20 protein-coding genes and 1 tRNA gene are annotated in these 19733 nt (G+C 60.8%); 14 read left to right on the top strand and 7 right to left on the bottom strand.

Annotated elements, in window-relative coordinates; all coding sequences use genetic code 11:
- The first annotated feature begins 116 nt into the window (after positions 1 to 116).
- The 7 genes from HYP802_RS0103500 to HYP802_RS0103470 all read left to right on the top strand — a co-directional run bounded on the left by HYP802_RS0103500 (position 117) and on the right by HYP802_RS0103470 (position 6178).
- Entirely contained in the window at positions 117 to 1220 is a 1104-nt protein-coding gene (locus HYP802_RS0103500; protein WP_013945763.1) for an ionic transporter y4hA, read from the top strand.
- A gap of 143 nt (positions 1221 to 1363) precedes the next feature.
- Positions 1364 to 2530, top strand: a complete 1167-nt coding sequence (gene proB / locus HYP802_RS0103495) for a glutamate 5-kinase (protein ID WP_029670744.1) — start codon at positions 1364 to 1366, stop codon at positions 2528 to 2530.
- Positions 2531 to 2533: 3 nt separating this feature from the next.
- Complete coding sequence (locus HYP802_RS0103490) at positions 2534 to 3820, top strand: glutamate-5-semialdehyde dehydrogenase (protein ID WP_013945761.1); 1287 nt, start codon at positions 2534 to 2536, stop codon at positions 3818 to 3820.
- A gap of 26 nt (positions 3821 to 3846) precedes the next feature.
- On the top strand, positions 3847 to 4500 hold the full coding sequence (locus tag HYP802_RS0103485) for a nicotinate-nucleotide adenylyltransferase (protein ID WP_013945760.1): 654 nt from the start codon (positions 3847 to 3849) through the stop codon (positions 4498 to 4500).
- Positions 4501 to 4644: 144 nt separating this feature from the next.
- On the top strand, positions 4645 to 5073 hold the full coding sequence (gene rsfS, locus HYP802_RS0103480) for a ribosome silencing factor (RefSeq protein ID WP_029670742.1): 429 nt from the start codon (positions 4645 to 4647) through the stop codon (positions 5071 to 5073).
- 65 nt (positions 5074 to 5138) lie between these two features.
- Complete coding sequence (gene rlmH / locus HYP802_RS0103475; protein ID WP_013945758.1) at positions 5139 to 5621, top strand: 23S rRNA (pseudouridine(1915)-N(3))-methyltransferase RlmH; 483 nt, start codon at positions 5139 to 5141, stop codon at positions 5619 to 5621.
- A 5-nt stretch (positions 5622 to 5626) separates the two neighbouring features.
- On the top strand, positions 5627 to 6178 hold the full coding sequence (locus HYP802_RS0103470; protein ID WP_035575928.1) for a DNA-deoxyinosine glycosylase: 552 nt from the start codon (positions 5627 to 5629) through the stop codon (positions 6176 to 6178).
- On the opposite strand, the gene HYP802_RS0103465 is transcribed toward HYP802_RS0103470, so the two are convergent.
- From HYP802_RS0103465 to HYP802_RS0103455, 3 genes are all read right to left on the bottom strand, one after another.
- Positions 6157 to 6981, bottom strand: coding sequence for an SDR family NAD(P)-dependent oxidoreductase (locus HYP802_RS0103465; RefSeq protein ID WP_013945756.1), 825 nt, complete (start codon positions 6979 to 6981; stop codon positions 6157 to 6159). The genes HYP802_RS0103470 and HYP802_RS0103465 overlap by 22 nt on opposite strands.
- A 133-nt stretch (positions 6982 to 7114) precedes the next feature.
- Positions 7115 to 7507, bottom strand: a complete 393-nt coding sequence (locus tag HYP802_RS0103460; protein WP_013945755.1) for an META domain-containing protein — start codon at positions 7505 to 7507, stop codon at positions 7115 to 7117.
- A 26-nt stretch (positions 7508 to 7533) separates the two neighbouring features.
- Positions 7534 to 9213, bottom strand: a complete 1680-nt coding sequence (locus HYP802_RS0103455; RefSeq protein WP_013945754.1) for an acyl-CoA dehydrogenase family protein — start codon at positions 9211 to 9213, stop codon at positions 7534 to 7536.
- 353 nt (positions 9214 to 9566) lie between these two features.
- Here HYP802_RS0103455 and HYP802_RS0103450 point away from each other — a divergent pair, with 353 nt between their 5' ends.
- Positions 9567 to 10487 (top strand): YihY/virulence factor BrkB family protein, encoded by a 921-nt coding sequence (locus tag HYP802_RS0103450; RefSeq protein WP_024275129.1) that lies wholly within the window; start codon positions 9567 to 9569, stop codon positions 10485 to 10487.
- Positions 10488 to 10560: 73 nt separating this feature from the next.
- On the opposite strand, the gene ccrA is transcribed toward HYP802_RS0103450, so the two are convergent.
- Positions 10561 to 11874, bottom strand: coding sequence for a crotonyl-CoA carboxylase/reductase (ccrA, locus tag HYP802_RS0103445; protein ID WP_013945752.1), 1314 nt, complete (start codon positions 11872 to 11874; stop codon positions 10561 to 10563).
- A gap of 224 nt (positions 11875 to 12098) precedes the next feature.
- Here ccrA and HYP802_RS0103440 point away from each other — a divergent pair, with 224 nt between their 5' ends.
- From HYP802_RS0103440 to HYP802_RS0103420, 5 genes are all read left to right on the top strand, one after another.
- Complete coding sequence (locus HYP802_RS0103440; protein ID WP_013945750.1) at positions 12099 to 12461, top strand: hypothetical protein; 363 nt, start codon at positions 12099 to 12101, stop codon at positions 12459 to 12461.
- A 134-nt stretch (positions 12462 to 12595) separates the two neighbouring features.
- Positions 12596 to 14572 carry a protein meaA gene (locus HYP802_RS0103435; protein WP_013945749.1) on the top strand — a complete coding sequence of 659 codons (1977 nt, stop codon included), beginning with the start codon at positions 12596 to 12598 and terminating at the stop codon, positions 14570 to 14572.
- A gap of 96 nt (positions 14573 to 14668) precedes the next feature.
- On the top strand, positions 14669 to 14971 hold the full coding sequence (locus tag HYP802_RS0103430; protein WP_013945748.1) for a hypothetical protein: 303 nt from the start codon (positions 14669 to 14671) through the stop codon (positions 14969 to 14971).
- A 68-nt stretch (positions 14972 to 15039) separates the two neighbouring features.
- Positions 15040 to 15327, top strand: coding sequence for a hypothetical protein (locus HYP802_RS0103425; protein ID WP_244420950.1), 288 nt, complete (start codon positions 15040 to 15042; stop codon positions 15325 to 15327).
- A gap of 73 nt (positions 15328 to 15400) precedes the next feature.
- Positions 15401 to 15486 (top strand) — tRNA-Leu (locus HYP802_RS0103420).
- A 108-nt stretch (positions 15487 to 15594) separates the two neighbouring features.
- Here the strand turns inward: HYP802_RS0103420 and HYP802_RS0103415 are convergent.
- Entirely contained in the window at positions 15595 to 16305 is a 711-nt protein-coding gene (locus HYP802_RS0103415; protein WP_013945745.1) for a tyrosine-protein phosphatase, read from the bottom strand.
- A 275-nt stretch (positions 16306 to 16580) separates the two neighbouring features.
- Positions 16581 to 17894, bottom strand: a complete 1314-nt coding sequence (locus HYP802_RS0103405; protein WP_024275128.1) for an MFS transporter — start codon at positions 17892 to 17894, stop codon at positions 16581 to 16583.
- 190 nt (positions 17895 to 18084) lie between these two features.
- On the opposite strand from HYP802_RS0103405, the gene HYP802_RS0103400 reads away from it, so the two are divergent.
- A complete protein-coding gene (locus HYP802_RS0103400; RefSeq protein WP_013945742.1) occupies positions 18085 to 19365 on the top strand; it encodes a cation:proton antiporter in 1281 nt (426 codons plus the stop codon).
- 9 nt (positions 19366 to 19374) lie between these two features.
- Here the strand turns inward: HYP802_RS0103400 and HYP802_RS0103395 are convergent, their stop codons facing one another.
- Positions 19375 to 19719 (bottom strand): cupin domain-containing protein, encoded by a 345-nt coding sequence (locus HYP802_RS0103395; protein ID WP_024275127.1) that lies wholly within the window; start codon positions 19717 to 19719, stop codon positions 19375 to 19377.
- Positions 19720 to 19733 lie beyond the last annotated feature (14 nt).

Below are 19733 nucleotides of genomic sequence, written 5' to 3'. Positions count from 1 at the left end.
ATCGCAGAGGCTACAACGCAGCCCTTGAGACAAAACGATCGCCTTGCCGCCCGCTGCCAACTCGCTCACAATAGCTGCCTCGCACCCAGCAATTCCCAACATCAGGAAGTCTCGAAATGACCCACTCCGCGCGCACACCGGTCTGGACATGGGTCGTGCCCGTGCTTGGGCTTCTACTTTTCATCGAAGCCACTGCTACGAGCTATGGCGAGGATTTCTCGACGCACACTCTCGGTATCGTCAACACAATCCTCCTCGTCCCGATGCTCATCGGCGTTGTGTTTGCGGCCGTCTACCACGCGGAGGAAGTCGCCCACATTATGGGTGAGCCAGTCGGCACACTCGTCCTGACCGTCGCCGTCACGATCATCGAGCTGGCGCTGATCATCTCCTTGATGCTCACCGGCAAGGCGACGCCGACGCTCGTGCGAGAAACCGTCTTCGCCGTCATCATGATCGTCACGACCGGTCTCGTCGGGCTTTGCATCGTCGTTGGAGGTCTTCGCTTCCGAGAACAGACCTTCGACGTGACGTCGGCGAAGATCTACCTCGCCATGCTGATCGTTCTGGCGACGCTCACGCTCATCCTGCCGAACTACACGACGACGGTTCCAGGAGGGCTCTATTCGGAAAGCCAACTTAGCTACATCAGCATCGTGACGATCGCGCTCTATCTGGTGTTCCTATATACGCAGACCGTTCTGCATCGTGGCTATTTCGTCGGCGAGCACCCCCATACCGCAACGGAGTCGCCGGGGCCGGCGGAGGGCAAGCTCGCGCTCTCGGCGTTCTTTCTCTGTGTTGCATTGGCAGCCGTCGTTCTCTTGGCAAAGCTCGTAGCGATCATCATCAACGTCGGCGTCTCGAAGCTCGACGCACCATCGAGCATCAGCGGCGTCATCATCGCACTGATTGTGCTCATGCCGGAATCGATTGCAGCTGTGAAGTCCGCCCGAAATAATCAGCTTCAGAAAAGCCTGAACCTGGCGCTCGGTTCGTCGCTGGCGACCATCGGCCTGACCATACCGGCTATTGCGGCCGCCAACCTCTTTCTGCACACGCCCCTGGTCCTCGGTCTCGAACCGGGGGATTTGGCGCTCATCGTCATGACGCTGGCGGCCAGCATCCTGACGTTTGGAACCGGCCGCACCAACGTCCTGTTCGGTTTTCTTCACCTTGTGATCTTTGGGACGTTCCTGTTTCTCTCCTTCGTGCCGTAAAGAGGCGTTTAGCGACGTTTTCGCGGCATATTTGGTAAAATTCCGCCCGGCATTGCCGATATGCGAGCCCTTCCCCTTGCCGGAATGACGACATTTGCAGATAAGGCACGCCCAAGCTTACCTACTTTGACACCGCTTCCGAGATGACAATGGCCGGCATGACCGCTTCCAACGCTACGACGCCGACCGCACGGCCCGAATGGGCCGAGGCGCAGCGCATTGTCGTCAAGATCGGCTCGGCGCTGTTGACGGACCGGACAACCGGCGGCCTGAAAGCCGAATGGCTCAATTCGTTGATGGATGACGTCGCCGCCCTTTCGCGCGCAGGCAAGGAAGTCATCCTAGTCTCGTCGGGCTCGATCGCACTCGGCCGCCATGCATTGGGTCTGCCGAAAGGCCCGTTGGCGCTCGAACAGAGCCAGGCGGCTGCCGCCGTCGGCCAGATCAGCCTCGCCCACGCCTATCGCGAGCTTGCCGGAGCCCGCGGCCTGACCGCCGCGCAAGTGCTGCTGACGCTCGGCGACACCGAAGAGCGCCGACGCTATTTGAATGCCCGCAACACCATTGAAGTCCTGCTGAACCTCAAGGCCATTCCCGTCGTCAACGAGAACGACACCGTCGCCACCACGGAAATCCGCTACGGCGACAATGACCGTCTGTCGGCCCGCGTCGCATCGATGGTGTCCGCTGATTGCTTGGTGCTGCTGTCGGATATCGACGGCCTCTACACCGCGCCGCCGAATGAAGATTCAGACGCCAAGCACATTCCGCTCGTCACCGAGATTACGCCCGAGATCGAAGCGATGGCGGGCGACGCCGGGACCGAGCTGTCGAAAGGCGGCATGAAGACCAAGATCACGGCCGGCAAGATCGCGCTCGCCGCCGGCACCAATATGGTCATCACGACAGGCAAGATTCACCATCCGCTGCGCGCCATTTCCGAAGGCGCGCGCGTGACGTGGTTCATCGCCAAATCCGATCCCGTAACCGCCCGCAAGCGCTGGATTTCCGGCCAGCTCGTGCCCAACGGCCAGATTTTCCTGGATCTCGGCGCCGAGAAAGCCTTGCTGACAGGCAAAAGCCTCTTACCTGCTGGCGTAACGCGCATCGACGGCTCGTTCGACAGAGGCGATGCCGTTATTATACGGTCTGCCGATGGCCGTGAGCTTGGGCGCGGCCTGATCGCCTATGCGGCGGCCGATGCCCGGCGTATCATGGGCAAGCATTCGAGCGAGATTGCCACGATCCTGGGTTACGAAGGGCGCACCACTCTCATCCATCGGGATGACATGGCGCTGACGAGGACTTGAGCGATGAACAAACCGGAGCGCATCGAGAACGAAACCGCGACGATCATGCGCGGCATCGGCGAAGCTGCGAAAGCTGCGAGCCGCCGCCTCGCCATCGCCACGCCAGAAGAAAAGAACACGGCGCTGAAGGCCGCAGCCAAGGCGCTGCGCGCTGCCGTTCCGAAAATCCTTGAGGCCAATGCCAAGGATGTCGAAGCCGCGAAAGCCGCCAACCGCCTCGCATCCTACATCGACCGCCTCGAACTCAACGAGAAGCGCATCGAAGGCGTCGCCAAGGGTATGGAAGAGATCGCGGAGTTGCCCGATCCCGTCGGCACCGTTCTGGCGGAATGGACCCGGCCGAATGGCCTCAAGTTCCAGCGCGTGCGTGTGCCGCTGGGCACCATCGGCATCATTTACGAGAGCCGCCCCAATGTAACGGCTGACGCCGGTGCGCTTTCGCTCAAGGCGGGCAATGCGTCTATTCTGCGCGGCGGTTCAGACAGCCACCATTCGAGTATCGCCATTCACGCGTGCCTCGTCGAAGGCCTGCGCGCGGCCGGACTGCCCGAAGCTGCGATTCAGCTCGTGCCGACGACCGACCGCGAAGCCGTCGGCATGATGCTGCGCGGCCTCGACGGCGCCGTTGACGTCATCGTACCCCGCGGCGGCAAAAGCCTCGTCGAGCGCGTGCAGACGGAAGCGCGGGTACCGGTCTTCGCGCATCTCGAAGGCATCTGCCACACCTACGTCGACAAGGCCGCGAACATGGACATTGCGGTGCCGCTCGTCGTCAACGCCAAGATGCGCCGCACCGGCGTCTGCGGCGCGACCGAGTGTCTGCTGATCGACAAGAACGCGACGTCCGATATCGTCACGCCGCTGGTGAAGGCGTTGCTGGAAGCGGGCTGCGAAGTCCGCGGCGACGCTGCAATCCAGAAAACCGACGCGCGCGTAAAGCCCGTTGCGCCTGACGACTTCGGCAAAGAGTTTCTGGATGCGATCATCGCCGTGAAGCTGGTCGACGGGGTCGAAGGCGCCATCGACCATATCGCACGCTATAGCTCGCAGCATACCGACGCCATCATCACCGAAGATGCTGCCGCCGCCGAACGGTTCCTCAACGAGGTCGACTCAGCAATAGTTCTGGTCAATGCCTCGACCCAGTTCGCTGATGGCGGCGAGTTCGGCTTTGGCGGCGAGATCGGCATCGCGACCGGCAAGATGCACGCGCGCGGCCCGGTCGGCGTCGAACAGCTGACGAGCTTCAAGTACAAGGTGCGCGGCACCGGCCAGATCCGGCCGAAGTGACGTATGTGGAATGAGGCACGTCTGAGTTGACGCGAAAGATTCCGCCGCAAAGCTTTGGCTCCCTTCGCGTCCACACCCCTCTCTGCCTTCCCGGGCAGCGCATCGGGATCATGGGAGGGACGTTCAATCCTCCCCACGACGGTCACCGCATCGCTGCGGAGGCCGCCGTGAAACGGCTTGGCCTCGACCAGTTGTGGTGGCTGATCACACCCGGCAATCCGCTCAAATCCGACGACGGCCTGTCGGGACTCGACAGCCGCATGGAACTCGTCGAGGTCTTCGCTCAGGGCCCGCGCATGAAGATCACCGGTTTCGAGCGCGAACTCGGCACCCGCTACACGGCGGGCACCCTGTCGTTCCTCCGTCACCGCTTCCCGGCCGTTCGCTTCGTCTGGGTCATGGGCGCCGATAACCTCGCCTCGTTCCACCGATGGCAGCATTGGCGCGAGATCGCCCAGACCATGCCGATTGCCGTCGTCGACCGGCCCGGATGGCGACACGCCGGCCTCGCCTCCCCCGCCGCCCAGTGGCTGAAACGCTACCGGCTTCCGGAGTCCGAAGCCGCCTCTCTGGCCGACCGCCAGCCCCCCGCCTGGATGCTGCTGACCATCCGGCTTTCCGGGCTTTCCTCCACCGCCCTGCGCAGAGCAGCGCCCCACTCTGCGCGTGAGAACGCCTAAGCCTATGACTTTTATGACACTTTTAAGACGGCCTAGAGCGCATTTCCAATTGCGGCTCAGGCCGACGCCCTTTAATATCGGTGCTGTCCGGATTGTCCGGGCCGTAGTGACATGCGGGACCAACCAGCAAAGGACGCTCGCCGCTTGATCCGACCCACAACCGAGGCCGCTCGCAAGAGCTCCTCAATTGCCCCGTCCGCCGCCAAGGCGCCGGACACGGCAGCCCTGCTTGATGACATCGTCAATTGGCTTGACGAGGCTAAGGCAGAAGAAATCGTTTCCATCCCCCTCGAAGGCAAGTCAGCGCTCGGCGACTTCATGGTCGTCGCGTCCGGCCGTAACGACCGGCACGTCGGCGCCATTGCCGAGCAGCTGCGCGAGAAGCTGAAGGCGCGCGGCGAAGCCCGGGTTCGCGTCGAAGGCCTGAACGCCTGCGATTGGGTGCTGATCGACACGGGCGATATCATCGTCCACGTCTTCCGCCCCGAGGTCCGCGAATTCTACAACCTCGAAAAGATGTGGCAGGCGGAGATCCCGCCGGACGCATCGCGTGGCGATAGCTCGCAGCACTAGGCGCGAGACCCGAGAAGCATTTTGTTGAAACGCGGCTGAACCCTTCGGCCGCGGAGCCTCCCTTGATGCGCATCGCCATTTCCGCGGTCGGCAAATTGAAAGACGCCGAAGAGCGCGCCATCGTCGAGCGCTATGCCAAACGGCTGAACGGCGCCGGTAAGCCGCTTGGCCTCGGCCCAATCGACATTCGCGAATATCCCGAAAGCCGCGCCGCCGACGTCGCCGAGCGCAAGCGTGACGAGGCTGCGAGATTGTTGCGTGACGTCGGACCGGGCGATATTGCGGTCGCCCTTGAGCCGATCGGCAAATCGCTTACCAGCGAAGCCTTCGCTGCCTTCCTGCGTGAGACGCGCGACGGCGGTGCGAAGTCCTGCGTCTACCTCATTGGCGGTCCCGACGGCCACGGCGAAGCTGTCTTAAGTGCAGCCACCCTGAAACTCTCCCTCGGCGCGTTGACGCTTCCCCACGGCCTTGCGCGTGTTGTATTGGCTGAGCAGCTTTATCGTGCCGCCACGATCCTCGCGGGTCATCCTTATCATCGCGCATGACGACAATGGCCGACGCAACGCCGTCCCCGACCAAATACAGCTTTCCACCCATCGTCCCCGACGGCGCACGCCTTCTCATCCTCGGCACGCTGCCTGGCGAAGAATCCCTTCGCCTGCAGCAATACTACGGCTTCTCGCGCAACCATTTCTGGGCGCTGATCGCAGCGCTCTCAGGTCAACCGCTGCCCACGACTTATCCTGAAAAAACGGCGCTGCTTCACGTTAATAAATGGGCGCTCTGGGATGTGCTCGAAGGCGCTGAACGCATCGGCAGCTCGGATGCGGCCATTCGCAACCCGACGGTGAATGCCTTCGGCGATTTCTTTGCCGTGTATCCAGCAATAACCACGGTTGCGTTCAACGGCCAGAAAGCCCGCGATCTTTTTCGTCGCTACGTCGTAAAGCCGGGCCTCGTTCGGCAAGACCGCTTCACCGCAATCGAATTGCCGTCATCGAGCCCGCTCTACACCATTCCCTTCGAAGAAAAGCTGAAGCTCTGGCAGGCTAGGCTCGAAGCTTTCCTACCGGCCCAAAATCAAAACCGCCGCGCGAAATAATCAATCGCAAACTGCGGTAGAAACCGGCGCATCGCCGCCGCCAAGTAAGTTGGTGTAGTCACATAGTAATGCCGCCGCGGCCTGGAACTTTCGACCGCATGAATCAGCTTCTTCGTCACTGCTTCCGGTTCGAGCTTGAACGTTTGCTGTCCGCCTGCCTGCATGGCTTCGAGCCGCGCACGATAAACGTCGCGATGGGGAGAATTGTCGATATCAACCGTCGCCAGCAATCGGTCCACCGAATGCTCGACAAAGCGCGTCCGGATCGGCCCCGGCTCGATCAGCGACACATGAATGCCTGAACCCTCGAGTTCAAGCCGCAAGGACGTCGTCAGCGCTTCGAGCGCAAACTTCGACGCGCAATAGGCGCCACGATAAGGCGCGACGATCATGCCGAGCACCGACGAGCAATTGACGATGCGCCCCGCGCCGTTCTTGCGCATCGCCGGAATGAGACGCCGCGTCAAATCATGCGTACCGACGACGTTCACCTCGAACTGCTCACGTAGAAGCTTCGGCGTCAGATCCTCCACCGCACCGGGCTGACCGAAGGCGGCATTGTTGAACAGCGCATCGATCTTGCCGCGCGTCATCTCCAATGCACGAATGGCGCACGTCGCGATCGACTGCGAGTCGGCAAGTTCGAGCGGCAGCACTTCGACGTTCAGGAAGTTTTTCAAGCGCGCAAGATCGTCAGGCTTTCGCGCCGTCGCTATAACGCGCCATCCGCGCTCGCGCATGGTTCTGGCCGCATCAAGGCCGATGCCCGAAGAGCATCCGGTGATGAGAATAGACCGTGTCATTGGGCTCCAGTGATTGCGGCCATCTGGAGGTTTGCCTTAGCACGAGCCGAAGCGCCGCGTCTTTCCCCGAGACGCGAGTTATGCCGCATATGTTTTGAGGGTTGCCAGAACGCGAGAGCTCCGGAACCGCGAATCACCTCTTGAACTTCACGAGGTCGCGGCCATCATCCGATTTGAGCGTGAGGGTGTCGCCGTGCACGGTGAACGATCGAGCGGCTTCGAGCGCCGAAAAATACTGCGCCTCGATTTCCGATTTGCCTTCGCACATCATCTTCGTCGCGGCCAGTGGTCCGATCTGAATGGCGTCGTCCTCGATGCTGATCGGACCATTGAAGCGATTGCAGCCGCCCGTGCCCGACACCCGGTCCGTCGTATAGGCAAGCGTCGGGCCATCGACTGGTTTGCCGTTGAGTTCAGTCGCAACCCAGCTCGCGGTAAGCGGTCCATCACCGTCCTCTTGCGCGATGGCCGCTGCGGCCACCGCGAGAGACAGCACACCAGCGAGGATCGTTATGACGTACCGCATCCCGACGTCTTCCCTCGTTGCCCCGCTCAGTTCGCGCCTTCGAGCAGACGCCGTGCGATGACCTGCGCCTGAATTTCGGCCGCACCTTCGAAGATGTTCAGGATGCGCGCATCACAAAGCACGCGGCTGATCGGATATTCGAGCGCGAAACCGTTGCCGCCGTGAATCTGCAGCGCGTTGTCGGCGTTAGCCCAGGCGACACGAGCGCCGAGCAGTTTCGCCATGCCCGCTTCAAGATCGCAGCGCCGGCCGGCATCTTTCTGGCGCGCCGAGAAATAGGTGAGCTGCCGCGCGATCATCGTCTCGACCGCCATCATCACGACCTTGTTGCGCACGCGCGGAAACGAATAGATCGGTTTGCCGAACTGCACGCGTTCGAGCGCATACTTGAGGCCGAGATCCATCGCGCACTGCGCCACGCCGACCGCACGCGCCGCCGTCTGGATACGCGCACCCTCGAACGTGTTCATGAGCTGCTTGAAACCCTGCCCCTCGACGCCACCAAGCAGATTTTCCGCCGGAACTTCGAAGCTGTCGAAGGAGATGTCATATTCCTTCATGCCGCGATAGCCGAGGACTTCGATCTCGCCACCCGTCATGCCCTTGGCCGGGAACGGCTCGTCATCCGAGCCGCGCGGCTTCTCGGCGAGGAACATCGAAAGGCCCTTGTAGCCCGGCTCGTTCGGATTGGTGCGCGTCAACACGGTCATGATGTCGGCGCGGACCGGATGCGTGATCCACGTCTTCTGGCCTGTAATCTTGTAGACGTCGCCGTCCTTCACCGCGCGCGTCTTGAGCGACGCGAGGTCCGAGCCGGTGTTCGGTTCGGTGAAAACGGCCGTCGGCAGCATTTCGCCGGACGCGATCTTCGGCAGATACTTCTCTTTCTGCTCCGGCGTTCCGTTGTGCAGGATAAGCTCGCCGGCGATTTCTGCGCGCGTACCGAGTGAACCGACGCCGATGTAGCCGCGCGACAGCTCTTCCGAGGCAACGCACATCGATTCCTTGCCGAGTGCCATGCCGCCAAATTCTTCCGGCAGCGCCAGACCGAAAACGCCAAGCTCCGCCAGCTTCGCGATCACTTCGAGCGGAATGTATTCGTTCTTGAGGTGCCACTCGTGTGCGTGCGGAATGACTTCCTCAAGACTGAACTTGCGCATCAGATCTTGGATCTGCGCGTGCGTCTCATCGAGACCCGTATCGCCGAAGGTCATCGCTTCGGGCTGCGCCGCGATCAGCTCGGCAAGGCGAGCTTTCACGCTTTCTGCGCCACCTTCCGCGACGAGATCCTCAACCGAATCCTCATAACGGCGAAGCTCTGCCTTCGGCACGCCCAGCGCGTCAGCGCGGGCGATTTCGAGCTGGCTCATCGGGATGCCGTTTGCGATCTGCGCCGCGTATTCGCCGAAAGCCGCGATCAGCAACAGTTGCTCGAACTCGCCGAACCGGCCCTCGTCCTGGAGGCGGGCCGCCCAGTCGTGCATCTGGCGCAGACCTTCGACCGTCGTCGCCAGCCACGCCAGACCGTGCGCGGCATGTTGCGCCTGATCAACGCCGCCCTCTTCCTGAATTTTTATCCTGACACCGGCTTTGGCGGCCTGCAGGATCTTGTCCGCAGACGCCACGGCTTCGCCGCTCCGCTCAATAAGCTTGACGGGACCGGCGGCGAGAAGATTTTCTCCAGCCTTCATGGGCGTCACGGACATACGTTTCTCCTGAGGAATACCTATATGCCCGGGGCGACGCCGGGCCAAATCTGATGCGCTGCGCGACCAATTCACCGCTCGGGAATGATTAGTCAACTGGTCATCGACCGCAACAAATGCTCTCGCGACCTATCCGCGCGAAAATGCGTCGCGGCCCACCTCCCGAAAGCATTACGAACCGCACCGGCCTTTCCGTGTTTACGATATCGAACCCGTCCTTTGGACTGTGTCCAAATTGCCGACGTCTCGCTAGACCCGCACTCACAGCCGGAAATTGACCTGTGGACCGGAGTTGGCCGAAACACTAGGTTCCGCGCCACAAAATCAAGGCGTCCCGGGAGAAGAGACACCATATGAAGCGCATGCGCAGATTGGTCGAAGCCCTTTATCGGGTTTACGAGCATTCGGGCTTCGCGATGGCCGGCGCAGTCGCGTTCTCGTTCGTCGTCTCGATCTTTCCGTTCTGCATCTTTCTCGGCGCCTTATCAGGCTATTTCGGCGGCCGTGAGCTGGCACAGGACGCGATCAATCAGCTGTTTGCAATTCTGCCCGCGCCCGTCGCCCAGGGCATCGCCCCCCAGATCGAGGCGGTGATGGGGACGCGGCGTATCGACCTCGCGACCGTCAGCGGTTTCCTGGCGCTGTTTTTCGCAACAAGCGCCGTCGAAACGCTGCGCGCGGCTTTAAACGGCGCCTACAGAGTCCGCGAAAAACGCCCCTATCCGTTATGCCTGCTCATCAGCATGCTGTTCGTTTTCGTTAACGGCATCTCGACGCTAGTACTTACTTGGGCGGTCGTCGTCGGCCCAAGCGTCTTCGGCCCCGCGATCGCGTCGCACCTGCCCGACAACTGGGTCCGAATTCTTGTCGATTCGAGCGACATCGGACCTGTCATTCGCTACGGCCTTTCAGGTGCCGTGATGGCTGCGCAGCTCTTTGCGTTGCATTTGCTGCTGGCTGCGGGGCAACGGCGGATGGCCGATGTCTGGCCCGGCATCGCGCTGACGATCGTTCTCTGGCTGGCGCTGGCGGGCCTGTGGTCGAACTATCTCGAAATCACGAACTACTCTCTGTTCTACGCCGGTCTTTCCCAGCTCATGATCGCGCTGATCTTTTTCCAGTTCACGGCCATCACGATCCTGCTCGGTGCCGAATTCAACCGCGGAATCATGGAAATGAAACGCATGCGCCGGGAAGCTGCCGAGCGCGCCGCCTTCCGCGCCGACGCCTCGCGACAAGCGCCAGCGCCAGCGCCAGCGCAACAAAAATCCTGATAGGGCACAAATGCAAAAGGCCCCTCACCGGCAAGTCCGGTAAGGGGCCTTCGATCTTGAATTCCTGCGTAACTTAGGCTGACTTCGGGCCGGCCTCGATGACATCTTCAAGCGTGCGAAGACCCGTCGTCGGCGCCTGGACAAGCACCGCCATGTTGCCCGGCTTGTGCTCGTTCCTCATCATGCGCATGTGCGCCTTGGGGATCTGCTCCCACGAGAACACTTCCGACATACACGGGTCGATACGCCGCTCGATGACGAGACGGTTGGCCTGGCTTGCCTGCATCAGGTTGGCGAAGTGCGAACCTTGCACGCGCTTCTGGTGCATCCAGAGATAGCGCGCGTCCATCGTCAGATTATAGCCGGTGGTGCCGGCGCAAATCACGACCATGCCGCCGCGCTTCACGACCTGCACCGAGACCGGAATCGTCGTCTCGCCGGGATGCTCAAACACGCAGTCGACGTTGACACCTTTGCCCGTGATGTCCCAGATCGCTTTGCCGAACTTGCGCATCTCCTTCAGCCACTCGTGATACTCAGGCGAGTTCACTTTCGGCAGCTGTCCCCAGCACTTGAAGTCCTTGCGGTTGATGACGCCCTTCGCGCCGAGCTGCATGACGAAGTCGCGCTTGTCGTCATCCGACACGACGCCGATGGCGTTGGCGCCCGACGTCGCGCACAGCTGCACGGCGAATGCGCCAAGACCACCGGCAGCACCCCACACCAGCACGTTATGGCCAGGCCGCAGGACATGCGGACGATGGCCGAACAGCATGCGGTAAGCGGTTGCGAGCGTCAGCGTGTAGCAGGCGCTTTCTTCCCACGTCAGATGCTTCGGACGTTCGAGAAGCTGGCGGTCCTGCACGCGGCAAAATTGCGCAAACGAACCGTCTGGCGTCTCGTAACCCCAGATGCGCTGCGACGTCGAAAACATCGGATCGCCGCCGTTGCATTCTTCATCGTCGCCGTCGTCTTGGTTGCAGTGAACCACAACCTCGTCGCCGACCTTCCAGCGCTTCACCTTCGAGCCAACGGCCCAAACGATGCCCGAAGCATCCGATCCAGCGATGTGGTAAGGCTGTTTGTGGACGTCGAACATCGAGATCGGCACGCCGAGCGATGCCCACACGCCGTTGTAGTTGACGCCGGCCGCCATAACGAGGACGAGCACGTCGTGGCTATCGAGTTCCCACGTGGGAACCACCTCAACCTGCATCGCCTTGTCGGGCTCACCCTGACGCTCCTTGCGGATAGTCCAGGCGTACATGTTTTTGGGAACATGTCCGAGCGGGGGAATTTCCCCGATTTCATAAAGGTCTTTCTTGATTCCTGCCGTCACCGAAGCATCGGATACTTCGCTTTTGGCTGCCAAGTTCTGGCTCGACATTGGTGTTGCGTCTCCCGACCTTGTCCCCGCGACGAGGGCCGTTATGGCTCGTCTTCTTCGCGTTTGCCCCCTGCTCTCCGCGCGGGGATCGCAGTATGAAGCACGTTTTTGCGCTGCAATGAAGAGGGTTAGTCCGCAGTTAATATTCGCTCAATTCCTCTTTAACGGGAGAGCGATATTTTAGCTGCCTATTCCGCCCTATATGGGCCTCTAGGACGCACGCAATGCAAGACTTTTGGTGGCAGCTCCAGGACGTCGATTCCTTCACTGTCTATATTTCCCTCGCATTTGCGGGCGCCGTCTGTCTGTTTATTCACGAGATTGTCGGCTCGCCAACGCTGGCTTGGCTCTCCACCCCCATTCTAGCGGCTGGAGGCATCCTCGCCCCTACCCTTCTGGCCCAACAGTTGATTACCCTTTCGTACGATAAGACCGTCAACACTGCGATCTCGGTGGCGATCGGGACGCTGGCCGCATTGTTTCTTATTCTCATGGGCAACTGGCTTTGGGCGCTTTTCACCGAATACCGCGTGAGCCGGACGAAGCTCGTCGCCATCCCATCCAGGCCGCCGCGCATCCGCCGCTAGGCTGATTGCATCGCCGCCGACAAAACCGCCGCGCCCGAAAACGCGGCGAACTGCCGATTTTGCTGTATCGCCGCAATCGGTTACTTTAGGTCTTTTCCAGTGTCTTTGACCCGAGCCTAAGGGGCACCCTTTCGATGTCGGATAAAATCGTGCGCGACAAGCCGTGGCTGTTCCGGACCTACGCCGGACACTCGACCGCTGCGAAGTCGAACGCGCTCTATAAGAAAAACTTGGCAAAGGGCCAGACGGGCCTCTCGATTGCTTTCGATCTCCCGACACAGACCGGCTACGATTCCGACCATGAGCTTGCCCGTGGCGAAGTCGGCAAGGTCGGCGTCCCGGTCTCGCATCTGGGCGATATGCGCACTCTGTTCGCCGATATCCCCATCGAGCAGATGAACACCTCGATGACGATCAACGCCACGGCGGCTTGGCTGCTGTCGCTCTACATCGCCACAGCCGACGAGCAGGGTGCCGACCGCAGGAAGCTGCAGGGCACCATTCAGAACGACATCATCAAGGAATACCTGTCGCGCGGCACCTACGTCTTCCCGCCGGAGCCGTCGCTGCGTCTCATCAAGGACACGATCGTCTACTCCTACCAGCACGTGCCGAAGTGGAATCCGACGAACGTCTGCTCCTACCATCTGCAGGAAGCGGGAGCCACGCCGGTGCAGGAACTCGCCTACGCGTTGGCGACCGGCATCGCTGTTCTCGACACCGTGAAGGCTTCCGGCGAGGTGCCCGAGAAAGACTTCGGCACCGTTGTCGGACGCGTCTCCTTCTTCGTGAATGCCGGCCTCAAGTTCATTACCGAAGTCTGCAAAATGCGGGCGTTTAACGAACTTTGGGATGAAATCACGCGAGACCGCTACGGCGTCACGGACCCCAAGAACCGCATGTTCCGTTATGGCGTGCAGGTGAACTCATTGGGCCTGACTGAGCCCCAAGCCGAAAACAACGTCTACCGCATTTTGATCGCTGCACTCGGCGTTACGCTCTCCAAGAACGCGCGCTGCCGCGCCCTTCAGCTTCCGGCATGGAACGAGGCGCTCGGCCTTCCGCGGCCGTGGGATCAGCAGTGGTCACTGCGCATGCAGCAAGTCCTCGCCTACGAGACCGACCTGCTGGAATTCGGCGACATCTTCGACGGCTCGGCTGAGATCAAGCGCAAAGTCGATGCCTTGAAAGAAGAAGCGAAGAACGAACTCCAGACGATTGAACGCATGGGCGGCGCCATCGCCTCCATCGATTACATGAAGCGCAATCTCGTCGAGAGCAACACCGCTCGGCTGTCCGCCATCGAGTCAGGCGAACAGGTCTTGGTCGGCGTCAACAAGTGGACCGAGACAGAACCTTCTCCGCTTGGCGCAGGTGAGGGAGCGATCCTCGTCGTCGACCCAGCCGTCGAGATCGATCAGGTCGAACGCCTGAAGGCTTGGCGTGCGTCGCGCGACGACAAGGCCGTGGCCAAAGCGCTCGCAGATCTCGAAGCCGCCGCGAAAGAGGGGCGCAACATCATGGAGCCCTCGATCGCCGCCGCCAAGGCTGGCGTGACGACGGGCGAATGGGGAGGCCTGTTGCGCAAAATATTTGGCGAGTACCGCGCTCCAACCGGCGTCTCGCAAGCTGCCGTCGCGCGCGATAGCGCCGCCTTGGAAGAGGTGCGAAAATCGGTTGATGCAGCCTCCGAGAAGCTGGGCCGCCGCCTGAAGTTCCTCGTCGGCAAGCCCGGCCTCGACGGCCACTCGAACGGCGCCGAGCAGATCGCCGTCCGCGCCCGCGACGTCGGCATGGAAGTCGTCTACGAGGGTATCCGCCTCACCCCAAGCCAGATTGTTCGCGCGGCAGTCGACGAGTCGGTTCACGTCGTCGGCCTGTCGATCCTCTCCGGCTCGCACGTCCCGCTCGTCAAAGACGTGATGGATCGCATGCGTAAGGAGGGCTTGGAAGACGTCCCGGTCGTTGTCGGCGGCATCATCCCGCCGGAAGACGAGAAGACGCTAAAGGCCTTTGGGGTCGCTGCCGTCTATACGCCCAAGGACTTCCAGCTGAACGACATCATGGCCGATATCGTGAAGCTCGTGGATCGCTACGCCAAGGCGGCCTGAAACGACGGGAGGCTCATTGTCCTTTCCCCAGTCCGGTCGCCCGCCGCGGCGGCCGGCGCGCCGAACGCGGAACGCCGCGGCCCCTGAAAAGAATCGATGAAAACCTGGGTCGTCCTTTTCCTCATCTTGCTCGCCGCAGGCGTTGCCTGGGGCCTCGCCCGTGATCTGTTTTCGCGAGAGAAGGGGGCGCTCACCGGCACAGTCCTCGCCATCAACCGAGGGAATCCGGTGCCGAAATGGTTTCCGGCCACCCCGCCCCGGTTCAAAGTGCGACTGCCGGACGGCCGCCTGATCGACGTCGCAACTCAAAATCCCCAAAGCGTTCAAGTCGGCGCGAACATATCCATCACGGAGTGGATGACACCCTGGGGACAGGTCTGGTACACGCAGCGCGATTAAGGGAGGGGCCCTTGCGCGAAGAAACTCGAAAGCGGCTTGAACGAGCACTCTGGATCGACCGCGCCAAAATGGCCGGCATCGGCCTCGCCATCATCGCGGCGATCGGCTTGGCATTCAGCTACGAAGAGCTGGATCTCAAGGTCGACAACAAGGATATCGGCGGCACCGTCACGGACCTGGAGCCGCTGGTTTCCAAGCAAGATTCGGCCGACGGCGAAAATGTCATCGTCCGCCTGGACGACGGCCAGCTCGTCCGCGTGCTCGCCTATAAATCCCGTGGCCTCAAGATCGGCGACAAAATCCACGTCGTCGAGCACCACCACGCCACGGGCCGGGTGACGCATACCCTCAGATAACCGCTTTCCCTGCGTTGACGTGGCGACAACGGCCGTTATAAGTCGCCGCTTCGCCCCCTTTCCGGGGCGGCTTGCCTCAGTGGCGGAACGGTAGACGCGGCAGACTCAAAATCTGCTATCCGCAAGGGTGTGGGGGTTCGAGTCCCTCCTGGGGCACCATTTTTTGCTTGCACGCAGCTAGGCACCCCTGCGCGCGGTGATATTTCGCGGTGCTGAATTCCTTAAGTGATTGGAAGCCCGCAGTCGGGCACCGCTGGCCTGGAAAGCCTACCCCTCGCGCCGCAACAGCTGATCGACAATTGCTGTCGGAAAAGGTCGAGGTTGAAAACGTGCGGTAACGGCGTCGCGATCGTAGCAGGTTGCGACCCACTGTCGAAAATCAAGCCCTCGCGCCTCGCCCTCGGCGCGATAGGCCTTGATGACCTCTCCGAGAATGCCGGCGCGCGAAGTGCGCAAATGGCCGAAGCGAAGCGACAGCTGACGCATCGCGTCATCGGCGCGGCGACCCTCGATCGCCATGAGATAAACGGCCGCGACGAAACCACTCCGATCCGCGCCCGATTTGCAGTGAACCAACGCCGGATACTCGATTGATGAAAACAGATCTATCAGCGCGAGCAGGTCGTTCCTGTAAGGCGCCTCTCGGCCACGAATGCCGACCTTATGAAGTTCGAGACCGAACCGCTCACAGGCTTCTTGCTCAAGGGGCCATGGCCGGAAAGGGAATCCTCCGCGCACACACAGCACCGTGCGAATGCCGCGCCGTTTTTCCCGCCGTAAGTCCCCGGGAGTCGGCTGTGCAGAGCGCCACAAGCGCTGATCGACCTTATGCCGGTTGCAATAGCAGAGCCGCAGCAGACCGTGATCGACAAAAACAAGATCGAACCAGGCACGCACCCGATCAGCAGGGGTCAGCACCGGTCTGGGAGCAAAGCCCTTCGTTCCGACACCATTTGCTCTATCGACGACTTCGTCCATCAATCTCGCGCCGGGATTTCGGTCGGTTAGTACGTGTAAATCACAACGATGACGCGACGACGATGCCCCCAAACTGCCCGAAGGCAGGGCGCATCCGCCAGAGCCACGCATCTATGCCTTTAACCTGGACCAAAGGGCAATTGCAAATCTCCGACGCAGATGAGCGCAGATAAAAAGAGCATGCAATTTCAGCTACATAAGTCCACGTTTCGAACGCGCTACTGTGCATCGAAATGCGCGACGTCATACTCAGCCAGAGCCCCTAGGCAAAATGGCTACGTCGTCTGTTCACGCCGTAGCGTCACCGCCTCGTGGGCGCCGCTAACCCTCCCGAGACCCAAGAGAGCCAGGAACGTCAGCGTCGCGGCTGCGGTCAGATAAAGGCCGACGGCATGAATCCCGTACTTCGTAGCCAGCGTCGTCGCGATATAGGGCGCCAGCGACGCACCGAAGATGCCCGCCAGATTGAAGGCCAAAGACGAGCCGGTATAGCGAACGCCCACTGGAAACGGCTCCGACAGCGCCGTCCCCAGCGGCCCATACGTGAATCCCATCAATGCCAGGCCGATAATCATGAACATGATCACGCTGAAGGTCTGCCCCGATCCGAACAGCGTCTCGAACGATAATCCGAATACGCCGATCAGCGCCGTTGTCCAGAGCAGCACTGTGCGGCGGCCAAAGCGATCTGCAAGCCATGCCGAAAGCGGAATGGTCACGGCAAAGAAAATCACGCCGAGCATCTGAATGGGCATGAATTCGTCGCGCGTGAAGTGAAGCGCGCTGATCCCCCAGCTCAAGGCGAAGACGGTCATCAGATAGAACAGCACGAAGGTCGCCAACGCACCGAACGTCCCCAGAATCAAAAGCCAGAAATGCTGTGTCAGCACCGTAGCCAGCGGCACACGCACGCGCTCGTCTTTCTCGATTGCGCGCTGGAAAGCCGGCGTCTCGGAAATGCGCAGCCGGACATAAAGCCCGACAAAAACCAGCACGGCACTCGCGATAAAGGGGATGCGCCAGCCGAACGCCTTGAATTGCTCTTCCGTCAGCGTTTCGGTGATCAGCAGAAAGATGCCGGTCGAGCAGAGAAAGCCGATCGGCGCGCCGAGCTGCGGAAACATGCCGAACCACGCCTTCTTCGAGTCCGGCGCATTCTCGGTGGCGAGCAGCACCGCACCGCCCCATTCACCGCCAAGCCCGAGCCCCTGAAAGAGGCGGCACGCGGCAAGCAACAACGGTGCCCAGATACCGGCTTGCGCATAGGTCGGCAGCAAGCCCACGGCGACGGTCGAAAGACCCATGGTGAGAAGCGCCGCAACGAGCGTCGCCTTGCGTCCGATGCGATCGCCGAAATGCCCAAACAGCATGGCGCCGATCGGGCGCGCGAAGAACGCAATGGAAAACGTCGCGAACGATTGCAAGGTCGCGGTCGTCGGATCGGCGTTCGGAAAGAAGAGGTGCGGAAAAACCAGCACCGCCGCCGTAGCATAGATATAAAAGTCGAAAAACTCGATCGCCGTCCCGGCGAGACTGGCCAGCAGCACGCGGCGCGTAGAAACCGGTTTCGATCCTGTCAAAGGGCTCACCTGGAGAAAAGCGATTCGGACTGACGGAATATTTCAGCCGACGCCGAGGTCCGCAAGCCGAAGACGCTTCATCTTGCAATAGATGCGCGGCAAATTATGACAGCGCATCCGCCGCGATAGACTCCCGATCACGGTCCTTCCCGTCAACTGGCATTCGAGCACGGCTTACCGCTCAGCAAGGTGAAAATCTGTGTCCGCATTCGATATCGGCGCCATTATTCTCATCCTCGCCACCGTCGTCGGTATCATTAACGAGCGCTATTTCCGCATCCCGAGCGTGATCGCGCAATTGCTTGGTTCATTGCTGCTTTCGCTTCTCGTCCTGCTTGCCAGCCACACGATCGAAAATTTCCACATCGCCGCGCTGATCGAAGAACGCATCGGCGGCGCGCACCTGCCGCGCGTCTTGCTCGATGGACTTCTCGCGTTACTGCTTTTCGCGTCGAGCTTGCATGCGAACCTTCGCGATCTGCGCATTAACGCCGTTGCTGTATTCAGCCTCGCGACGTTGGGCGTGATGCTCTCGACGGCGATTTTCACGTTCTCGTTCTGGGGCGTGTTGCATCTTTGGGGCATGGCAATTCCCCTTGCCTGGTGCTTCCTGCTTGGAGCGATCCTGGCGCCGACCGATGCAATCGCGGTCGAAGGACTGCTCAAGTCCGCGCCGCTCCCGCCGTCTTTGAAATCGACCATCGTGGGCGAAAGCCTCTTCAATGACGGGACGGCGATCGTATTGTTTCTGTCGGCGCTGGCCGTGATCGCGGGCGACCGAAACGTCTTCGGTCACGGCCGGTTTCTGTCGGCGATGCTGGTCGAAGGCGGCGGCGGCATCTTGCTCGGTTTAGTGACCGGATTTCTCGTTTCGTGGCTGATGACCGTCATCAAGGACGACGAGATCGCGATAATCGCCTCTCTCGCATTGGCACTTGGAACTTATCGGCTGGCAACGAGCATGGGATTATCCGGCCCGCTTGCCGTCGTCATATGCGGTATCGTTCTCGCCAACCGGCCGATGTCGAAAATCGACGACGATGAAAGACAGCGGAAAATCCGCGTTTTCTGGTCTCTGGTCGATAGCGTTCTCAACGTGCTCTTGTTTGTCCTGCTCGGCTTTGAGATTCTAGCGATGACCGTATCACAATTCGCCATCGTCTCGGCGGCAACGGCGATCCCGCTTGCGTTTCTCTCCCGCTTCTTGAGCGTCGGACTTCCGCCGTGGCTCCTGCGACGGAATACGAAAGAGCCGCTAAAAACCCCATTCCTTTTGACCTGGATTGGACTACGCGGCGCGATTTCGGTCGCGCTGGTTCAAATCGCGCCGCAAGGCCCCTACACCGATGACCTGATCGCTGCTTGCTACGCCGTCGTGATTTTCACCATCGTCGTGCAGGGACTTCTGGCGCCGCGCGTCATCGCAGCCCTCTACGGAACTCCGCCCGATGGAAAAGGCGAAGCGGTGAAGTCTTCATGACTTGCGGCGTCAACGGATCATATAGACTTTGCGGACGGTCTCGTGGACGGTGCAGACGCCCTTCCAGTCCTGCGGAAAAAATGCAGCCGTTCCCGGCAAAATCTCGATCACTTCGCCATCGTCGCGAACGTACGTGCACCGGCCCGAGAGGAAATGGCAGAACTCATCGCGCGTCACATGGCATTCCCACTTACCCGGCGTGCACACCCAGATTCCGCACTCCGACTCGCCGTTCGCGTTCTTATGCAGCAGCTTGCCCGATGTCTGCGATTGCCCTTCGAGCATCGTCGGGATGACACCCCAATCCGCAAGATCGGTAACGTCTTCTGGGTTGCGTATAATCGGTGTCGTCACGGATTTGTCCTTGC

The sequence above is a fragment of the Hyphomicrobium sp. 802 genome (genome assembly GCF_000526135.1).
In the GTDB taxonomy this organism is placed as follows: Bacteria; Pseudomonadota; Alphaproteobacteria; order Rhizobiales; family Hyphomicrobiaceae; genus Hyphomicrobium_B.
Note: the sequence above shows the minus strand (reverse complement) of the source record. Positions and strands in the feature narration are given on the sequence as shown.